This window comes from Ruegeria sp. CG11 (assembly GCF_056537245.1).
Map to the genome: position 1 here is coordinate 105,084 of NZ_JBQFRE010000006.1, position 16,610 is coordinate 121,693.

Genomic DNA, 16,610 nt, shown 5'->3' on the forward strand with positions numbered 1-16,610 from the left:
ACATTCTCTGCATTCGTTAGGGCTCAATACTGGTATCGTATTAAGCAGACGTTCAAAAAGTCTATTGGTCATTCGCATTTCCGGGATGTAATCCAACGTCAGTTATGCGCAGAAACCGTGCGCTCAATGTGTAGTTAGCTGTCAATATTGTTGCGCATTACCTGACCCTCGCTTCGCTATTTCCGAAAACCGCTTGCAAAGCCACCCTTCAACCACGCAAGGACGGCGCAGAATGGTTGAAATCTCAAATCCTATAGCGTCCACAAAACCCAAGTCACTCACTCAGCAAGACCTCGGCGCCGAGTCAAGGAATGCCTGTTTCGGTTTCCATAGAATAGACCAGCCCAACCGATGCAGGGCTGATCGAGCTTCAACCTGAACTTCAGATATGCAGGGCTTGGCCCAGAGCCTTCAGACAAGCTTCCTGCAAGCTTTCAGACTGTGTCGGGTGGGCGTGGATGGTTGCGCCGATGTCCTCAAGACAGGCGCCCATTTCGATAGCCAGCGAGAAGGCCGCCGAGAGTTCCGACATCTGCGCGCCGACAGCCTGAATGCCCACCACAGCATGGTCGCTTTCGCGCCAGACTACGCGGACAAATCCATCTTCTCGTTCGCATGTCATGGCCCGACCATTGGCAGCCAACGGAAAATCGCTGGCTTTTGTGCCATCAATTTCGCCGGGCAGGGCGCCGCAGGTAACGATCTCGGGGTCGGTGAAACAGACTGCAGGGATCGCGCGTTTGTCCCACTCGACGGCGTGGCCAGCAATATGTTCGGCTACCATTTCGCCCTGTGCCATGGCGTGATGGGCGAGCATGGGTTCGCCTGTGACGTCACCGATTGCGTAGATACCGCGCATCGAGCTCTGACAGGTTTCGTCGATCTGGATGAACGGTCCGTCCATTGTGAGCGACAGTTCCTCAACTCCGATGCCATGGGTGCGCGGGCGGCGGCCGACGGTCACCAGTACCTTGTCAGCGACAACATTGCCCTGATCCGTGGCCAAAACACCTTCGGAATAACCCTGCGCCTTGGTGCCGGTCATGACCGTGACGTTCAGAGCCGACAGACGTTTCGCCACCGGTGCAGTCAGCTCTTTGTCATAGGTGGGCAGGATGCGGGATTCGGCCTCGACCACCGTGACCTTGGTGCCCAGTTTGGCAAAGGCCGTGCCCAATTCCAGCCCTATATAGCCGCCGCCGACAACGGCAAGGCTTTCAGGCACGTCACCCAGTGCCAGAGCTTCGGTCGAAGACAGGATATCACCGCCAAATGGCAGGAAGGGGAGTTCGACCGGGGCCGAACCCGATGCGATGACGATGTATTCAGCAGTAATTTCACGGCTCTCGCCATCAGTATCGCTGACCAACACGGTCTTTCCATCCAGAAACCGGGCACCGCCCGACACGAACCTGACGCCTGCCTTTTTCATCAGACCCGAGACACCGGTATTCAGCCGTTTGACAATACTGTCTTTCCAGGCAACAGTCTTGGCGAGGTCAATTTTCGGGGCCGGGGCGGTGATGCCCAGCGGGCCGTCATTGACCGCTGTGATCCGGTGAAACTCGTCGGCTGCGTGGATTAGCGCCTTGGAAGGGATACAGCCCACATTCAGACAGGTGCCGCCGGGCTTGGCCTCGTCCACTACGATCGTGTCGATGCCCAACTGCCCCGCACGAATGGCGCAAACATAGCCGCCGGGACCAGAGCCGATGATCAGCAACTTACATTTCAGGTCCGACATTCAGCCCTCCACAAACAGCATGGCCGGGGTTTCCAGCAAGGATTTCAGTTTCTGCACGAAGACCGCCGCATCCCAGCCGTCGACCACCCGGTGATCGAAGCTGCACGAGATGTTCATCATCTTGCGCGGCTGGAACTGCTGACCATCCCAAACCGGGCGGATCTGCATTTTGTTGACGCCGACAATAGCCACTTCGGGGTGGTTGATGATTGGCGTGGTGGCCAGCGCGCCCAAGGGGCCGAGCGAGGTAATGGTGATGGTGCCACCCTGCAATTCCTCGCGCTTGATCGTGCCGTCACGGGCGGCCTCGGCCAGACGGGTCAACTCAGCGGCATTGTCCCACAGGCTACCCGCTTCTGCGTGGCGGATAACCGGTACGTTCAACCCGTTTGGCGTCTGGGTGGCGATACCCACATGCACTCCACCATGGCGATGGATGACGCCGGCCTCGTCATCGAAACGCGCGTTCAGTCCGGGCTGTTCGCGCACCGCCTCAACAATCGCGCGCATCAGGAAAGGCAGCATAGTGAGTTTTGGCCTGTCGCCTTTGTGTTTATCGTTCAGCGCCACCCGCAGGGCGTCGAGCGCCTCGATTTCGACCTCTTCAACGATGGTGATATGCGGAATCTGGCGTTTCGAAAGCTGCATCTTTTCGGCGATCTTGCGACGCATGCCGATGACGCGCACCTCTTCGATGCCGGTATTGGCGCCACGGGTGATCTGACCCTGTTGAATGCCGCCCGAGGCAATCCACTGATCCAGATCGTTGTGGCTGATCCGCGAGGCCGGACCTGACCCCGGCACCTGGCGCAAGTCGATCCCTTCTTCACGAGCACGGGCACGTACCGAGGGTGAGGCCAACGGCTTGGTGCCTTGGGCGCGTGCCACGGCAGGCGCGGCCCGCTCGGGTGCCTTTGCAGGTTCGGGCTTGGGCTCGGCCTTTGGCTCTGGTTCCGGCTCAACATCGGTCGCCTCGGCCACAGCAGGCGCGTCACCTTCGTTGCCTTCGCCGTCGACCTCAATCCGGATCAGAGTAGCACCAACGGCCATCAACTCGCCGATCTCGCCACCCAGTTCCAGAACCTTGCCATCCACGGACGAAGGCACTTCGACCGCAGCCTTGTCGGTCATTACAACGGCTAGAATATCGTCTTCCCTGACGATATCTCCGGGTTTGACCTGCCATTCGGTCAACTCGGCCTCGGCGATGCCTTCGCCAATGTCCGGAAGGCGGATGATATGTACGCCCATGGCTCAGTCCTCCATGACGGTGTTGAGGGCGTCACCCACCCGCATTGGGCCCGGGAAATACTGCCATTCCTGAGCATGCGGGTAAGGTGTGTCCCAACCGGTGACCCGAATAATGGGCGCTTCGAGGTGATAGAAGCATTCCTCTTGCACGAGGCTAAGCAGCTCAGCGCCAAAGCCGCAGGTGCGCGTGGCTTCATGCACGATTACGCAGCGACCGGTTTTCTTCACCGAGGCGGTGATCGTGTCCAGATCCAATGGCATGAGTGTTCGCAGGTCGATCACCTCGGCGTCAATGCCGGTTTCCTTTGCGGCGGCCTCGGCCACGTAAACCATGGTCCCGTAGGCCAAGACGGTCACATCCGCCCCTTCGCGGGTGATCTTTGCCTTGCCCAGAGGCACGAGCTCATCGCCTTCGGGGACATCGCCCTGGGCATGCTTTTTCCAGGTTGTCAGCGGCCTGTCGTGGTGTCCGTCAAAAGGCCCGTTATAAAGCCGTTTGGGTTCCAGGAAAATCACCGGATCCGGGTCGGCAATCGAGGCAAGCAACAGCCCCTTGGCGTCCGCGGGGTTGGAAGGCATCACCACCTTGAGGCCAGACACATGGGTAAACAGCGCCTCCGGGCTCTGGCTGTGAGTCTGGCCGCCGAAAATTCCGCCGCCCGTGGGCATACGGATGACAAGCGGGCAGGTAAAATCGGCGTTCGAGCGGTGACGTAAACGCGCGGCCTCACTCACGATCTGGTCATAGGCAGGATAGACATAATCGGCGAACTGGATCTCGATCACCGGTTTCAACCCATAGGCGGCCATACCGATTGCTGTCCCGACGATGCCGCTTTCGTTGATCGGCGCATCGAAGCAGCGGCTTTTACCGTACTTCTCCTGCAAACCCGCGGTGCAGCGGAAAACCCCGCCGAAGAACCCTACATCCTCACCAAACACCACCACACGGTCGTCGGCCGCCATGGCCACGTCATGGGCATCGCGAATGGCTTCGATCATTGTCATTTGGGCCATCGCTTAATACCCCGCTTGCTGGCGTTGCCGGATCAGATGCGGTGGCATCGTTTCATAGACACCCTCGAACATGTCACGGGGCGATGGTGCCTTGCCGTCGCCCAGGGTGCCGACGCTCTCGGCCTGTTTCTGCGTTGCTATGACGCCATCCATAATTTCGGCCACGGCCTGTGTATGGCGTTCGTCGGACCATTCGCCGATCGTGATCAGATGCTGCTTCAGTCGTTCTATTGGATCGCCCAGCGGCCAGGCGCTGGCTTCCTCACCCGAGCGGTAGGCCGAGGGATCGTCAGACGAAGAATGCCCGCCCGCGCGGTAAGTCACATACTCGATCAAGGTCGGGCCCAGCCCGCGACGCGCGCGTTCGGCGGCCCATTTGGCGACCGCGTGAACGGCCAGATAGTCGTTGCCATCGACACGAAGCGAAGGGATGCCGAACCCATGGCCGCGCGCGGCAAATGTACCGACACCGCCCCGGGCGATCCCCTGAAAGGTCGAAATAGCCCATTGGTTGTTGACGATGTTCAGAACCACCGGCGCCTTGTAGGTTGAGGCAAACACCATCGCTGCGTGAAAATCGCTTTCCGCGGTTGAACCGTCGCCGATCCAGCCAGCGGCAATCTTGGTATCCCCCGAAATGGCCGAGGCCATGGCCCAGCCCACCGATTGCACGAACTGGGTGCCCAGATTGCCTGATATCGAAAAGAACCCATGTTCTTTCGAGGTATACATAATTGGCAACTGCCGTCCGTGCAGCGGGTCATCGGCATTGGAATAGATTTGGTTCATCATCGTCAGCATCGGATAGTCCACCGCGACCAGAAGACCGGCCTGACGATATGTCGGGAAGTTCATGTCACCGGGGCGCAACGCACGCGCAAAGGCACAGCTGATCGCCTCTTCGCCCAGATGCTGCATATAGAAACTTGTCTTGCCCTGGCGCTGCGCCATCAGCATACGCTTGTCAAAGGCGCGCAGGGTTAGCATGTGGCGCAAGCCGGTACGCAGCTCATCAGGCGTCATTGCCCCTGCCCATTCACCGACGGCCTGTCCCTCTTTGTTCAGAACCCGAACAATCGAAAAAGCCATGTCACGAATATCATCCGCGGCCACGTCGACCGGCGGGCGCAGGACCTCACCAGCGCGGGGGATCTCGAAGTCGGAAAAATCAGGCGTATCGCCTGGTCGGCAGCCCGGCTCAGGTACATTCAGCGAAAGCGGTTTGGTTGTATCGCTCATGCTGCCCCCTCCTGTTGATGGCCACGTGCACGGTCCAGAATGTCACCGACAATCTGATCGGCGACCCGTGTGGTCGATCGGCCGGTGCGGTTCGAGGTTTCCAGGATTTCGGCAATACGCGTCGCGATCTCCTTGAGCCTGGACTGGCGATATGTCTCACCCGCCTTGTGGATTTCACCTGCCACGCTGATGATGCCGCCTGCATTAACTACGTAATCTGGCAGATAGCGAATTCCGCGCGCACGAAGGGTTTCGGCAACGTCGTCTTCAGCCAATTGGTTGTTGGCCGCGCCACAGACCAATCGCGCCGACAGTTTCTGCGCGCTTTCATGGGTCAGTATACCGCCCAGAGCACAAGGTGCGAAAATGTCCATCTGCGCGTCAAAGACCTGATCCACGGGGCAGATATCCGCACGCAACCGGTCGCGGGCCAGATCCAGCGCCGCCTGATTTATGTCCGACACGATCAGCGACGCACCCGCAGCATACAGTTTTTCCGCCAGACTCATGCCTACGTGGCCCAGACCCTGAACCAGCACACGACGCCCGGTCAGATCGTCGCTTCCGAACACGTCGTGTGCGCCAACCTTCAGGCATTGGAATACCCCTTCGGAGGTAAAGGGTGACGGGTCGCCGCTGCCATGCTCGCCCCCTTCAAGGCCAACCGCGAATTCCGTTTCCTCAGCTACAATCTGTATGTCTTCCGGCGAGAACCCAACATCTTCGGCGGTATAATACTGCCCCTTAAGTGCATCGACTGCACGGCCAAAGGCGCGCAGCATTGCCGGAGTTTTGTCTTCGCAGGCATTGCCGATGATCACCGATTTGCCACCGCCCAACCCAAGTCCAGCCATGACGTTCTTGGCCGTCATGCCGCGTGCCAGTCGCAACACGTCCTCGCGCGCAGCTTCCCGACTGTCGTAAGCCCACATTCGGCAGCCACCCGCCGCCGGGCCGCAAACTGTCGAATGCAGGCAGATGTAAGCCTGCAACCCGTTGCTGGTGTCCTCGGCAAAGATCAGACGTTCATATCCGGGTGGCGGTGTTTCTTCTGTGAGGATCAGGGGCATGGTTTCACCATTCGTTTGCATGGCAGGAGTGTCGTCAATTCGATCCGTCGGGATCATCACTTCTAGCCTATGGTCCAGTAATGGGTTGAAAAACCGCTTTTCTAAGGTACTTTGAAACAAACTTAGTGGTATTCACTACAAATATAAGGATTCATAGTGCCTTACACTACTGATCAAGTGGATCGAGAGATTCTTCGCGCGCTGCAAGAGGATGGACGCATGTCATTGGTCCAACTGTCGGAACGCATTGGTCTGTCCGCCACACCTTGCAAGCGCCGGTTGGCACGCCTTGAGGATTCTGGGTTGATTTCGGGCTACAGCGCCCGAATTGACCGTAAAACGGCAGGCTTTCCGATCACAGCTTTTGTCTCGGTCGAATTGGAGAGGCAGGATGCCGAAAAAGTGGCCGACTTCCAACGCCAGGTCGCGCTGTTTGACGAAGTGGTGACTGGAACGTTGATGACCGGCGCACAGGACTTCCTGTTGGAAATTGCGGTTGAAAGCCTTGAAGAGTTTGAGACGTTCCTACAGACAAAACTAATGCGGCTGCCGGGACTACGAGTGGTGCGTTCACGGTTCGCTTTGCGCCAATTCATCAGTCGAACGCGCATCCCATATTGAGAGCATAGCCAGTTTCGATGATTTCGCGGTGTTGCGAAATGCGATCAAGCAGCGCTGTGGTCATCTTTTCATCGCCAAAGAAGTTGGGCCACTCTCCGTAGGCTAGCTCGGTGGAGAGGATGATGGCTGCGCCTTCTTCATCCAGCAACTAGGCCATGTTCATTGACCTTGATCTCCATTTGGAAATCTGGGGCATTTGTATGCGACGCCGCAGGTGATCATTCTTGCTGATCTGCCGCGGGGAGAGGGCGAGTTGCCCAGACATGCTTTGGTTTCAGTGGTCGCTTCTGCCCGACGATGCGACCTTTGTTCCAAGCTATGCGAAGCGTGCGAATGGCAGGTAAGTTTGGTGTCTCCATGATTGACCCTCCAATCCGCCATGCCCTCCCACACCGACAACAATGAACCATATCTTGGGATGAGGCGTTGCCTCTGAGATCTGGTAACCTATTCTTCCAGAAAACAATTGCACAAAAAGCAGCAGGAATTCGGCGATTTTTTAATAATTGATAGCGGTAGACTCGAAAGCCCAGCATATTGTCTCTAAACACAGTCAGACCGCACTTTGCCGAAGCCGGGAGAAGTTGAACTGATCTGACTGATTAGAGGTGTTTTCCTCAAGCGGGGGCCTGACACGTGCTTATCACCGTAGATTTTCACAGTACAAGTTGACTGATCTGGGGCGAACGCATGCATTATAGGCGGAGTACGTGCACCGAACATTGGGCATGGCGAACGACGAGAGCGGCAGTCGAGCCCAGAAAGAACTCCTTCATACCAGGTCTATGCGACGCTAGGACAATGCAGTCGATGCCGTGCTTGTTGGCGTACTCGGTAATTGCCCGACCTGCAGATTGGCTCTCAAGAAGGACAGAAGAGACCTGAGATTCGTCTTTCAGGCGCTCGGCCAGACGCGCCTTTGCTTTTTGGAGAGATTTTTCGGCAATCCCTTCATCCATATAGTACATTATTTGTCTATTTGGTGGTTCGTGAATATGTGCTGCTGTGATTTTTCCGCCTTCGGATACAAGGGCGTGCGCTGCCGAGAGCGCGTGTTCACTAATGCCGTGTTCAAGAGACAGCGCGACTAGGATATTCTTGTACATTTCAAACCTCTGTTTTCAGGTTTCCGGTTTTCTGCTGCGAACCCACTCTCCCGGTTCATTTTTGAGAGAGTGCTCATGCACCCCAATCGTTGGAATGGGGTGCGCGCTTCCCTGATTGCTTTGCAATTTTCACTTTCCCGCCGCTACCTGCTGAGCAGGAGGTCCGGCAAGAAGAGAGCCAATTCCGGTACGAAGGTTGTCAGCATCAGCGTGGGAAGCCAGGCAAAGACAATGAAGATCAAAGTCGGCCACAGCATGCGCGAAACCGGCTCATCGCAGACCTGAGCACCAAGATAGAGCAGCGGCGCTGTAGGAGGTGTAATGTTCGCCATTCCCAGGTTTACGCCAATCACAGCCGCAAAATGGATCGGATCCATACCAGTGCTCTGAGCAATAGGCAGCAAGATCGGTGTGGCCAGAAGCAGACCCGAGATGTCGTCCATCAGCATTCCGATCAGGATCATCACGACGTTGATCATTAAAAGGATAACGATCGGGTTGTCCGACACGGAATAGACCAGATCCTTGGCCAGCTGGGGCGCGCCCTGCGAAATCAAGTTGTCCGAAACGATCAGAACCATGAAGATCATGACCATGACAACGCCAATCGTAACGCCTGAGTTCTGGATGGTCTGAGCCAGCGTTTTCCACGTCAAGCCACGATAGAAGTAAATCGCGATCGGAATCGAGTAGACCACGGCGATCCCGGCGGCCTCGGTCGGCGTCATGATCCCGCCATAGATCCCACCTAGAATGATAAGCGGCATCATCAGAGCAGGTCCGGCCAACCGCGCCTGTACTCCGAATGTTGGCAGAAACGGTTTAGGGCGTTCCGTTAGGTTAATGCCGTCATACTTCCGCAGCATGAACTGATTAACCACGATCAAAAGTGTGATGAGGATGATCGCGGGAATGACTGTGGACAAGAAGCACTTCAGAACGTGCTGTTGTGCAACCCAGCCATAAAGGATGTGCGACGAACTCGGTGGGATCAACAGACCCAAGGGACTGGCCGCCACGATCAGAGCCGCCGATTGCCCTCCCGGGTAGTTGGCCTTTTTCAGGTGGGGCATCATGATGCCGCCGATACAGGTCAGCGTTGCATTGGCACTACCGGAAATGGAGCCGAACACACCGCAGGCCAGCACCCCAGCAGCGCTCAATCCTCCTTTGATATGGCCAATGAACATTTCAGCCAGCGAGACCAGAGGGGCGGCAATTTTTCCTTTTTCCATGATGCCGCCAGCGATCATGAAGAGCGGGATCGCCAAAAGCACCAATGAACGGATGCCCGTCGAGCCGGTCGGCAAATAGCCGGTGATGGATTGATCTCCAACAATTGCGATGAAAATCAAGACTGATCCGAATGCCACGTAAACGCTAACGCCCAACAGCAGCATAAAGCAGACAATAAGGAGACTTCCTCCGATGATCATTGGGTTTCTCCTTTTTGCATTTCTGATCTTAAGGGAAGGCCAAGCCCCTTGCGGATATGCACGTACAAATATGCCGCCGTGAACGTTGCCATGAGGCCAAAGGCAATCATGATCGCGATCCGCCAGGTCACAAATGGAATGCGCAGCACTGGCGTTGCGCGCAGTCGCGGGAATGAGAAGTCATCGAGCAGCGAAACGTAGCACGCATACATGAGAAAAAGGATCACCAGGATCTCGACGGTCAGGACGACAAAGCCGCGCCACCAGATCAACCGAGGGTTTTGGATCACAATGCCAAGAATGTCCGCGTTGATATGCAGGTTGCGGGCAGAGGCCAGCACTGCGCCTGCAAAAAAACCGATGATGCTGATGCCCAGAAGCCATTCTTCATAGGCAAAAAGATCGCCACCAAATCCGTACCGGATGACGACAACGGCCCCAAATGTGAAGGCCATCAGAAAGCCGGCAAACATGACGATCTGTCTCATGACAAAGGCCACTGCTTTCAGCGGATACCCAATTACAACCGGCAACTCGTCGGTGATTTTCTGCGAGCTCTTCTTCTCCGCGCTTTCTACGACCAGTAGATGCCCAGCTTCTGAAGCAGACATTTTCTCCCTCCCTTTGTTGAGCCAAAGACCAAAAAAGGGCCAACTGTTTTGCTGGCCCTTCTCTTGGAGTCTATTGTTGCGCTTTTGCGGCCAGCAGGCGGTCAATGATGTCCTGACCGACGTTTTGCGCCATCGCGGGCCAGACCGTTTCTTGAACATGCGTGGCCATTGCAGCCTGTTCTTCGTCGCTCAGGCGCAGGATGGTGTAACCTTTGTCGAGCAGTTTTTGACCGAACACTTCGTCGTTCTCACGGTTGTAGGCAAAGAAGTCCTCGGATGCTTTGGTCATAGCGGCCTGCAGTGCGGCACGCTGTTCGTCGTTCAACTTGTCGAGTGTCCGCTGCGACGCATAGAACGTTGTCAGTTCCGAGATCGAGTTGTACTCGACAAAGTGAGTGCCAACATCCGACTTTGCGAAGATCGAGTAGGTCGCGGTCTTGGTGCAGCAGATGGCCCCATCGACAATACCGGCCTGAAGTGCGGGGAAGATGTCGCCCCATGCCATGGTTGTCGCCTGGTAACCCAGTTCTTCAACCATCGATTTCACAACGCTGGACGACCAGACGCGAATGTTCATGCCCTTGTCGTCAAAGGTGTTCCAGTTTTCGGGCTCTTGCGAGGCAACGATGCCGATGAACCCTTCCGGGTTCTGTGCCATGACGCGGACACCGTATTCGTCGGTGATTTCCTGTAGGATGGTGTTGAACTCGGAATCCATGTTGAGCAGGGTGCTTTCCATGTCCTCCCATCCCCCAAGCAGGAACGGCATGGACAGGAACTCAAGACGCGGATCGGTGTCGGCATAGATGAAGGCCGAGGCCAGATCGATATTGCCGCGGGCAACGTCTTCGAACAGCGCCTCACCGGAACCTAACTGGTTTGCCGGAAAGACTTCAATCGTCAGGCCAACATCTGCAGCCGCTACGTCAGCTGCAACCTGTTCCATCATTTTTGTGCCCTGATGATCGATCGGGAACACGCCGGCAAAGCGCAGTGTCATGTCTTCCGCGAATGCCGCAGTCGACATCAGAGCACCCAGCGCGCCTGCCACCATACCTGTGGTAAACTTATTGAAACTCATCGAGATCTCCTCCTGTTTGACGAGTAACGCCCGCCCAGCGGCGTGCTGGAGCGGGCGTCGATTTGCTGGTGTCAGCAAAGTTCCGGGGCGATGAACTCGTATCCGAGGTCATCGGCCACAGCCTTGTATGTCACCTTGCCGTGGGCCACGTTCAGGCCGTTCATCAGGTGACGATTGTCCGCAAGCGCCTGCTTCCAGCCATTGTTGGCAATGGCCAGAGCGTGCGGCAGCGTGACGTTGTTGAGCGCGTAAGTCGACGTTCGGGCGACTGCGCCCGGCATGTTGGCGACACAGTAATGAACAACATCGTCGACAACGTAGGTGGGCTCTGCGTGGGTGGTGGCTTTGGACGTTTCAAAGCAGCCGCCCTGATCGATCGCCACGTCCACGACGACCGCACCGGGTTTCATTTTGGAGATCAGCTCGCGCGAGACCAGCTTGGGCGCAGCAGCGCCCGGGATCAGAACCGCGCCAACAACCAGATCCGCATTGGTGACTTCTTCCTCCAGTGCAGCTTTGGTTGAATAGACAACCTTGGCCGAAGCCTCGAAGTGGTTTTCCAGCTTCTCCAGAACTGCTGGATTGCGGTCAAGAATGGTTACGTCCGCGTGCAAGCCGACTGCCATCTGAGCCGCGTTGAAACCAACGACGCCGCCGCCGATGACCACAACTTTGCCGGGCTTTACACCAGGCACGCCGCCCAGCAATACGCCCAGACCACCCTTGGCCTTTTCCAACGCACTGGCCCCGGCCTGGATCGACATGCGACCGGCAACCTGGCTCATCGGTTTCAGCAGGGGCAGACCGCCATTGTCGTCGGTGACGGTTTCATAGGCGATGCAGACCGCGCCCGAGTTGACCAGATCTTTGGTCTGCTCCGGATCGGGGGCCAGATGCAGGTAGGTGTAAAGGATCTGACCTTCACGCAGCATGGCGCGTTCCACGGCCTGAGGTTCCTTCACCTTCACGATCATCTCGGCATTGGCGAATACATCGGCAGCAGTTGCAGCAATTTCGGCTCCGGCAGCTCGATAGGCATCGTCATCTGCGCCAATGCCAGACCCGGCATTGGTCTCTACGATAACGTTGTGGTCATGTGAAACCAGTTCCGCGACGCTTTCGGGGGTCAGGCCGACCCGATATTCATGGTTCTTGATTTCCTTGGGAACACCAATGAACATTTTCTTCACTCCTTGGACCGGATGATCATTTTGCAGTTGGCATGACGAATTCGGCACCTTCCGAGATGCTCTCGGGCCAGCGCTGCATGATGGATTTCTGCTTGGTGTAGAAACGCACACCCTCTTCGCCGTAGGCGTGCATGTCTCCGAACAGGCTCTTCTTCCAGCCGCCAAAGCCGTGCCAGGCCATCGGAACCGGGATCGGAACATTGACGCCGACCATGCCGACCTGAACCTGCTTGCCGAACTCACGCGCTACATTGCCGTCGCGGGTGAACAGCGACACGCCGTTGCCGAACTCGTGGTCGTTGATCAGTTGCAGGCCTTCCGCGAAACTCGAGACGCGGACGCAGGACAGAACCGGGCCGAAGATCTCTTCCTTGTAGATCTTCATGTCGGGGGTGACGTTGTCGAACAGGGTGCCGCCAAGGAAATAACCTTCCTCGTGCCCTTCGACGGTATAGTCGCGGCCATCGACCAGCAGATCCGCACCTTCTTCGACGCCAGAGTCGATGTACCCTTTGATCCGATCCCGCGCGGCTGCAGTGACAATCGGACCCATCTCAGCGTCCAGCTCAAGACCGTTTTTGACCTTCAAGGTTTCGGCTCGTTCTTTAAGGACAGGCATCAGCTTGTCGGCGGCATCACCAACCAGCAGGGCAACCGAAATCGCCATGCAGCGCTCTCCGGCCGAGCCATAGGCCGCGCCGATCAGTGCGTCGGCGGCTTTGTTCATATCGGCATCGGGCATCACCAGCATGTGGTTCTTTGCGCCACCCAGTGCCTGAACGCGCTTGCCGTGCCGCGCACCGACCTCGTAGATATAGTTGGCGATCGGTGTCGAGCCGACGAAGGACACAGCCTTTACGTCGTCATTTTCCAGCAACGCATCCACGGCGACCTTGTCACCCTGAACGACGTTGAACACACCGTCTGGGAAACCAGCCTTCTGCATCAGATCCGCATACAGCAGCGAAGCTGACGGATCGGTCGGCGACGGCTTCAGGATAAAGGTATTGCCTGCGGCGATGGCGATCGGGAACATCCACATCGGCACCATGACCGGGAAGTTGAAGGGAGTGATCCCGGCGACAACACCCAACGCCTGACGCGTGGTCCAGTTGTCCATGCCAGTGGAGACTTGTTCCGTGTAATCGCCCTTGAGGAGTTGCGGAATGCCGCAGGCAAACTCGATGATATCAATGCCGCGCTCAACTTCTCCTTGGGCGTCGGTGAACACCTTGCCGTGCTCGACCGTGATGGCGCGGGCAAGCTCGTCTTTATGCTCGCGCACCAGGGCCAGGAAGTTGTTCATCAGGCGGGCACGGCGGATCGGAGGCGTGTTCGACCACTTGGGGAACGCGGCTTTGGCAGCGGTCACCGCGTCGTTCACCGTCTGTACAGTCGCCAGCGACACCTCGCCGGTTTGCGCTCCGGTTGCGGGGTTGTGCACCGGCTGGGTCTTTTCGCCGGGCGTAACTGTGATTTGGCCATTAATGTAGTGGCCGATCAAAGCGATCGGGGATGCATCTTTCATGATGTCAGTCCTTTTTAGGGTTAGTGGTCAGAGGTTATGGCAGGTCAGCCAATACCTCTCCAAGCGTTTGACAGAGGGTCGCTATTTCAGGTTCAGAGATGATCAGCGGTGGCGACAGGGCAATGATGTCGCCAGTGACACGGATCATGATTCCAGCGTCCCAGGCGCGCTTCATGGCGTCATAGCCCCGAGCACCCGGAGCGCCGTCACGCGACGCGAGTTCGATGGCTCCGACTAGGCCCAGATTGCGAATATCAATGACATTCGGCAGGCCTTTGAGGCTGTGAAGCTGATCTTCCCAAGGCTGAGCCAGCAGAGCAGCGCGGCGGAACAAATCATTCTGTTTGTAACTTTCCAAAGCCGCCAGCGCTGCGGCACAAGATACAGGGTTGGCGGAATAGGTATAACCGTGGAACAGTTCGATCGGCGCATCGGCGTTTTCCATAGCCGATGCATAGATTTTGTCAGAAACGATCACGGCACCCATCGGGATGACACCGTTGGTCAGGCCTTTTGCCGTCGTGATGATGTCGGGCTTCACATCGAAATACTCCGATGCAGTCGCGGCCCCCAAACGACCAAAGGCGGTGATGACCTCGTCGAAAATCAGCAGAATGCCATAGCGGTCGCAGATTTCCCGCATTCGCTTCAGATATCCTTTTGGCGGCAGGAGAACACCGGTGGACCCGGCCATCGGCTCAACGATCACTGCTGCAATCGTCGACGCATCGTGAAGCGCAACCAGTCGTTCCAGATCATCCGCCAGTTCTGCACCGTATTCCGGGCAACCGCGGGAGAATGCGTTTTTCTCCAGATCATGCGTGTGACGCAAGTGATCAACGCCGGTCAGAAGCGTGCCGAAATGCATGCGGTTCTTGACGATACCGCCAACCGAGATGCCACCAAACCCTGTGCCATGATACCCGCGCTCGCGTCCGATCAAACGCGTACGCGCGCCATCGCCGCGCATCCGGTGGTAATGCAGCGCAATCTTGAGCGCCGTATCAACGGACTCGGATCCCGAGTTAGTAAAGAAGGCGTGGTTCATCCCTTCCGGCATCATTGCGGTCAGTTTCCCTGACAGTTCGAACGCCTGAGGGTGGGAGAACTGGAAGTTTGGCGCGTAATCCAGCTCGTGCACCTGTTTCTGTACCGCTTCAACGATAAGCGGATCACGATGACCGGCATTGACGCACCATAGCCCGGCGGTGCCGTCCATGACCTTGCGGCCGTCGGAACTGGTGTAATACATCCCCTCGGCCGACTGGATCATGCGGGGCTCGCGAAGGAAATCACGATTGGCCGAAAACGGCATCCAAAACGATGACATTGTGTTAGGTTGATCGAGCACGTTCATTCCTCGTGAAGCAGATTTTCATTTGGTGCCAAATCCTTGCAGAGTTCAGGCGTTCCGCACACCCGGCTTTGTGGGTTTCTGTAAGTCATTGAAAAACAGACCCGCCCCTCCTAAAGTGCTTTCGATCAAAAGCAGGAAATCACGATGGCTGACTCTTCGACATCTGATCTGGAAACTGCCCGGCGGCTACGATTGATTCGAACCTCAAAGGGCCTCAGCCAGCGCGAGATGGCCAAGCGCGCAGGAGTAGGTAGCGGGACGATTTCCCAGATCGAAAGCGGATCGACCCAGCCGTCGGTAGCGTTGCTCAAGAAGATCCTCGCTGGCGTTGAAGTCAATCTGGGGTTCTTCTTCAGCTTCGAACTGAAGAACGAGGACAGCTTCTATTTCCCTCAAAGCAGTATGCGCGATTTGGGGTCGCCCGGTGTTTCCTATCTGCTAGTTGCAGGAGAGCGTCGAAACCGAAAGTTGCAGATGCTGATTGAAGAGTACGATGTCGGCGCGGACTCAGGTCGATCCGAGTTGTCGCACGAAGGAGAGGAATGCGCGGTTGTCATAGAAGGCCGTCTTGAAGTGACAGTAGATGGGCAGTCAAGAGTGCTAGGTCCCGGAGACGCATATTATTTCTCGAGCATACTGCCACACAGGTTTAGGAATGCAGGGGATACGCCATGCAAAGTTATCAGCGCGTGCACCCCTTCGTCCTTCTGACTTAAACACAAGAGTTCTGTTATTGATGCGTTCAATATTTCGCACGAAGGGCACATCCGACGACCAATTCAAAATGAGAAATGAAGTCGACATTCACAGACTGAACCGAATGTCGAATTCTAAGTGTCCGGATGCCCAGCCCATTTCTGGTTTCGTGCTTGCCACGAAAGTCCGCATTGTGGGCTGGGGCTGCAGCGTTCTAAAGTAAGCATCGCAAGCGCACCCCAATCTGACTTCTTTCCGATCTGACCTACAACGCTTATGGTGGCGCTGCGCGCCACTAAGAAACACTGATACATGCGTTCCGCGCTGAACGGATACTGCGAAAGCTACAATGCCAGGTTCCGCAATGAGTTCCCGAATGGAGAAATCTTCTACAGTCTGCGCGAGGCACAAATCCTGATCGAAGAGTGGAGGAAGCACTAAAACGCAAAACGCCCTCACAGTGCTTTGGGCATTCGCCTACCAGCCCTGGAAACCATCGTCCAGATAGACCGGAGGCCGGTCATTCGCCAACAATCAAATTGGACCACTCAGGTGGGGCTGATCAAGACGAAAACCGCTTGACCACACGACCTCATCGGGTAGCGTCGACGTCAAATCTGCCGACCTTGGGGAGTGTCGGTAAAAAAAGAGCATATCAGATAT

The 16,610-nt window shown here is 56.6% G+C and carries 15 protein-coding genes and 2 pseudogenes; 3 read left to right on the forward strand and 14 right to left on the reverse strand.

Features of this window, described 5'->3' with window-relative positions; translation table 11 throughout:
* Positions 1-382: 382 nt before the first annotated feature.
* The 5 genes from lpdA to ACR0KW_RS15075 are packed head-to-tail and all read right to left on the reverse strand — an operon-like array spanning position 383 to position 6,378.
* Positions 383-1,744: a dihydrolipoyl dehydrogenase gene (lpdA, locus tag ACR0KW_RS15055; RefSeq protein WP_480805722.1), complete on the reverse strand. Its 1,362-nt coding sequence runs from the start codon at positions 1,742-1,744 to the stop codon at positions 383-385.
* Positions 1,745-2,995: a dihydrolipoamide acetyltransferase family protein gene (locus ACR0KW_RS15060; protein ID WP_480805723.1), complete on the reverse strand. Its 1,251-nt coding sequence runs from the start codon at positions 2,993-2,995 to the stop codon at positions 1,745-1,747.
* A gap of 3 nt (positions 2,996-2,998) precedes the next feature.
* Positions 2,999-4,012 carry an alpha-ketoacid dehydrogenase subunit beta gene (locus ACR0KW_RS15065; RefSeq protein ID WP_480805724.1) on the reverse strand — a complete coding sequence of 338 codons (1,014 nt, stop codon included), beginning with the start codon at positions 4,010-4,012 and terminating at the stop codon, positions 2,999-3,001.
* 3 nt (positions 4,013-4,015) lie between these two features.
* On the reverse strand, positions 4,016-5,251 hold the full coding sequence (locus ACR0KW_RS15070) for a thiamine pyrophosphate-dependent enzyme (RefSeq protein WP_480805725.1): 1,236 nt from the start codon (positions 5,249-5,251) through the stop codon (positions 4,016-4,018).
* Complete coding sequence (locus tag ACR0KW_RS15075; protein WP_480805726.1) at positions 5,248-6,378, reverse strand: Leu/Phe/Val dehydrogenase; 1,131 nt, start codon at positions 6,376-6,378, stop codon at positions 5,248-5,250. The genes ACR0KW_RS15070 and ACR0KW_RS15075 overlap by 4 nt, the downstream gene beginning before the upstream one ends.
* Before the next feature lie 96 nt (positions 6,379-6,474).
* On the opposite strand from ACR0KW_RS15075, the gene ACR0KW_RS15080 reads away from it, so the two are divergent.
* On the forward strand, positions 6,475-6,942 hold the full coding sequence (locus tag ACR0KW_RS15080) for an Lrp/AsnC family transcriptional regulator (RefSeq protein ID WP_480805769.1): 468 nt from the start codon (positions 6,475-6,477) through the stop codon (positions 6,940-6,942).
* On the opposite strand, the gene ACR0KW_RS15085 is transcribed toward ACR0KW_RS15080, so the two are convergent.
* The 9 genes and pseudogenes from ACR0KW_RS15085 to aptA all read right to left on the reverse strand — a co-directional run bounded on the left by ACR0KW_RS15085 (position 6,917) and on the right by aptA (position 15,251).
* Complete coding sequence (locus tag ACR0KW_RS15085; RefSeq protein WP_480805727.1) at positions 6,917-7,090, reverse strand: ATP-binding protein; 174 nt, start codon at positions 7,088-7,090, stop codon at positions 6,917-6,919. The two genes, ACR0KW_RS15080 and ACR0KW_RS15085, sit on opposite strands and share 26 nt — an antisense overlap.
* A 100-nt stretch (positions 7,091-7,190) precedes the next feature.
* Positions 7,191-7,301 (reverse strand): annotated as a pseudogene (locus ACR0KW_RS15090) (integrase); the annotation flags it as partial.
* Between the two features lie 336 nt (positions 7,302-7,637).
* The gene (locus ACR0KW_RS15095; RefSeq protein ID WP_480805728.1) at positions 7,638-8,048 is read right to left on the reverse strand and encodes a universal stress protein; all 411 of its coding nucleotides are present in this window, start codon (positions 8,046-8,048) and stop codon (positions 7,638-7,640) included.
* Between the two features lie 143 nt (positions 8,049-8,191).
* The gene (locus tag ACR0KW_RS15100; RefSeq protein WP_480805729.1) at positions 8,192-9,484 is read right to left on the reverse strand and encodes a TRAP transporter large permease; all 1,293 of its coding nucleotides are present in this window, start codon (positions 9,482-9,484) and stop codon (positions 8,192-8,194) included.
* Positions 9,481-10,095: a TRAP transporter small permease gene (locus ACR0KW_RS15105; RefSeq protein WP_480805730.1), complete on the reverse strand. Its 615-nt coding sequence runs from the start codon at positions 10,093-10,095 to the stop codon at positions 9,481-9,483. The genes ACR0KW_RS15100 and ACR0KW_RS15105 overlap by 4 nt, the downstream gene beginning before the upstream one ends.
* A gap of 70 nt (positions 10,096-10,165) precedes the next feature.
* A complete protein-coding gene (gene dctP / locus ACR0KW_RS15110; protein ID WP_480805731.1) occupies positions 10,166-11,176 on the reverse strand; it encodes a TRAP transporter substrate-binding protein DctP in 1,011 nt (336 codons plus the stop codon).
* A gap of 71 nt (positions 11,177-11,247) precedes the next feature.
* A complete protein-coding gene (ald, locus tag ACR0KW_RS15115) occupies positions 11,248-12,357 on the reverse strand; it encodes an alanine dehydrogenase (protein ID WP_480805732.1) in 1,110 nt (369 codons plus the stop codon).
* A gap of 25 nt (positions 12,358-12,382) precedes the next feature.
* Positions 12,383-13,894, reverse strand: a complete 1,512-nt coding sequence (locus ACR0KW_RS15120) for a CoA-acylating methylmalonate-semialdehyde dehydrogenase (protein WP_480805733.1) — start codon at positions 13,892-13,894, stop codon at positions 12,383-12,385.
* Positions 13,895-13,928: 34 nt separating this feature from the next.
* Complete coding sequence (gene aptA, locus ACR0KW_RS15125) at positions 13,929-15,251, reverse strand: omega-aminotransferase AptA (RefSeq protein WP_480805734.1); 1,323 nt, start codon at positions 15,249-15,251, stop codon at positions 13,929-13,931.
* Between the two features lie 144 nt (positions 15,252-15,395).
* Between aptA and ACR0KW_RS15130 the strand changes: the two genes are divergently transcribed.
* Together ACR0KW_RS15130 and ACR0KW_RS15135 are read left to right on the forward strand one after the other, a co-directional pair.
* Entirely contained in the window at positions 15,396-15,962 is a 567-nt protein-coding gene (locus ACR0KW_RS15130; protein ID WP_480805735.1) for a cupin domain-containing protein, read from the forward strand.
* 312 nt (positions 15,963-16,274) lie between these two features.
* Positions 16,275-16,529 (forward strand): annotated as a pseudogene (locus ACR0KW_RS15135) (integrase core domain-containing protein); the annotation flags it as partial.
* Positions 16,530-16,610: the final 81 nt, after the last annotated feature.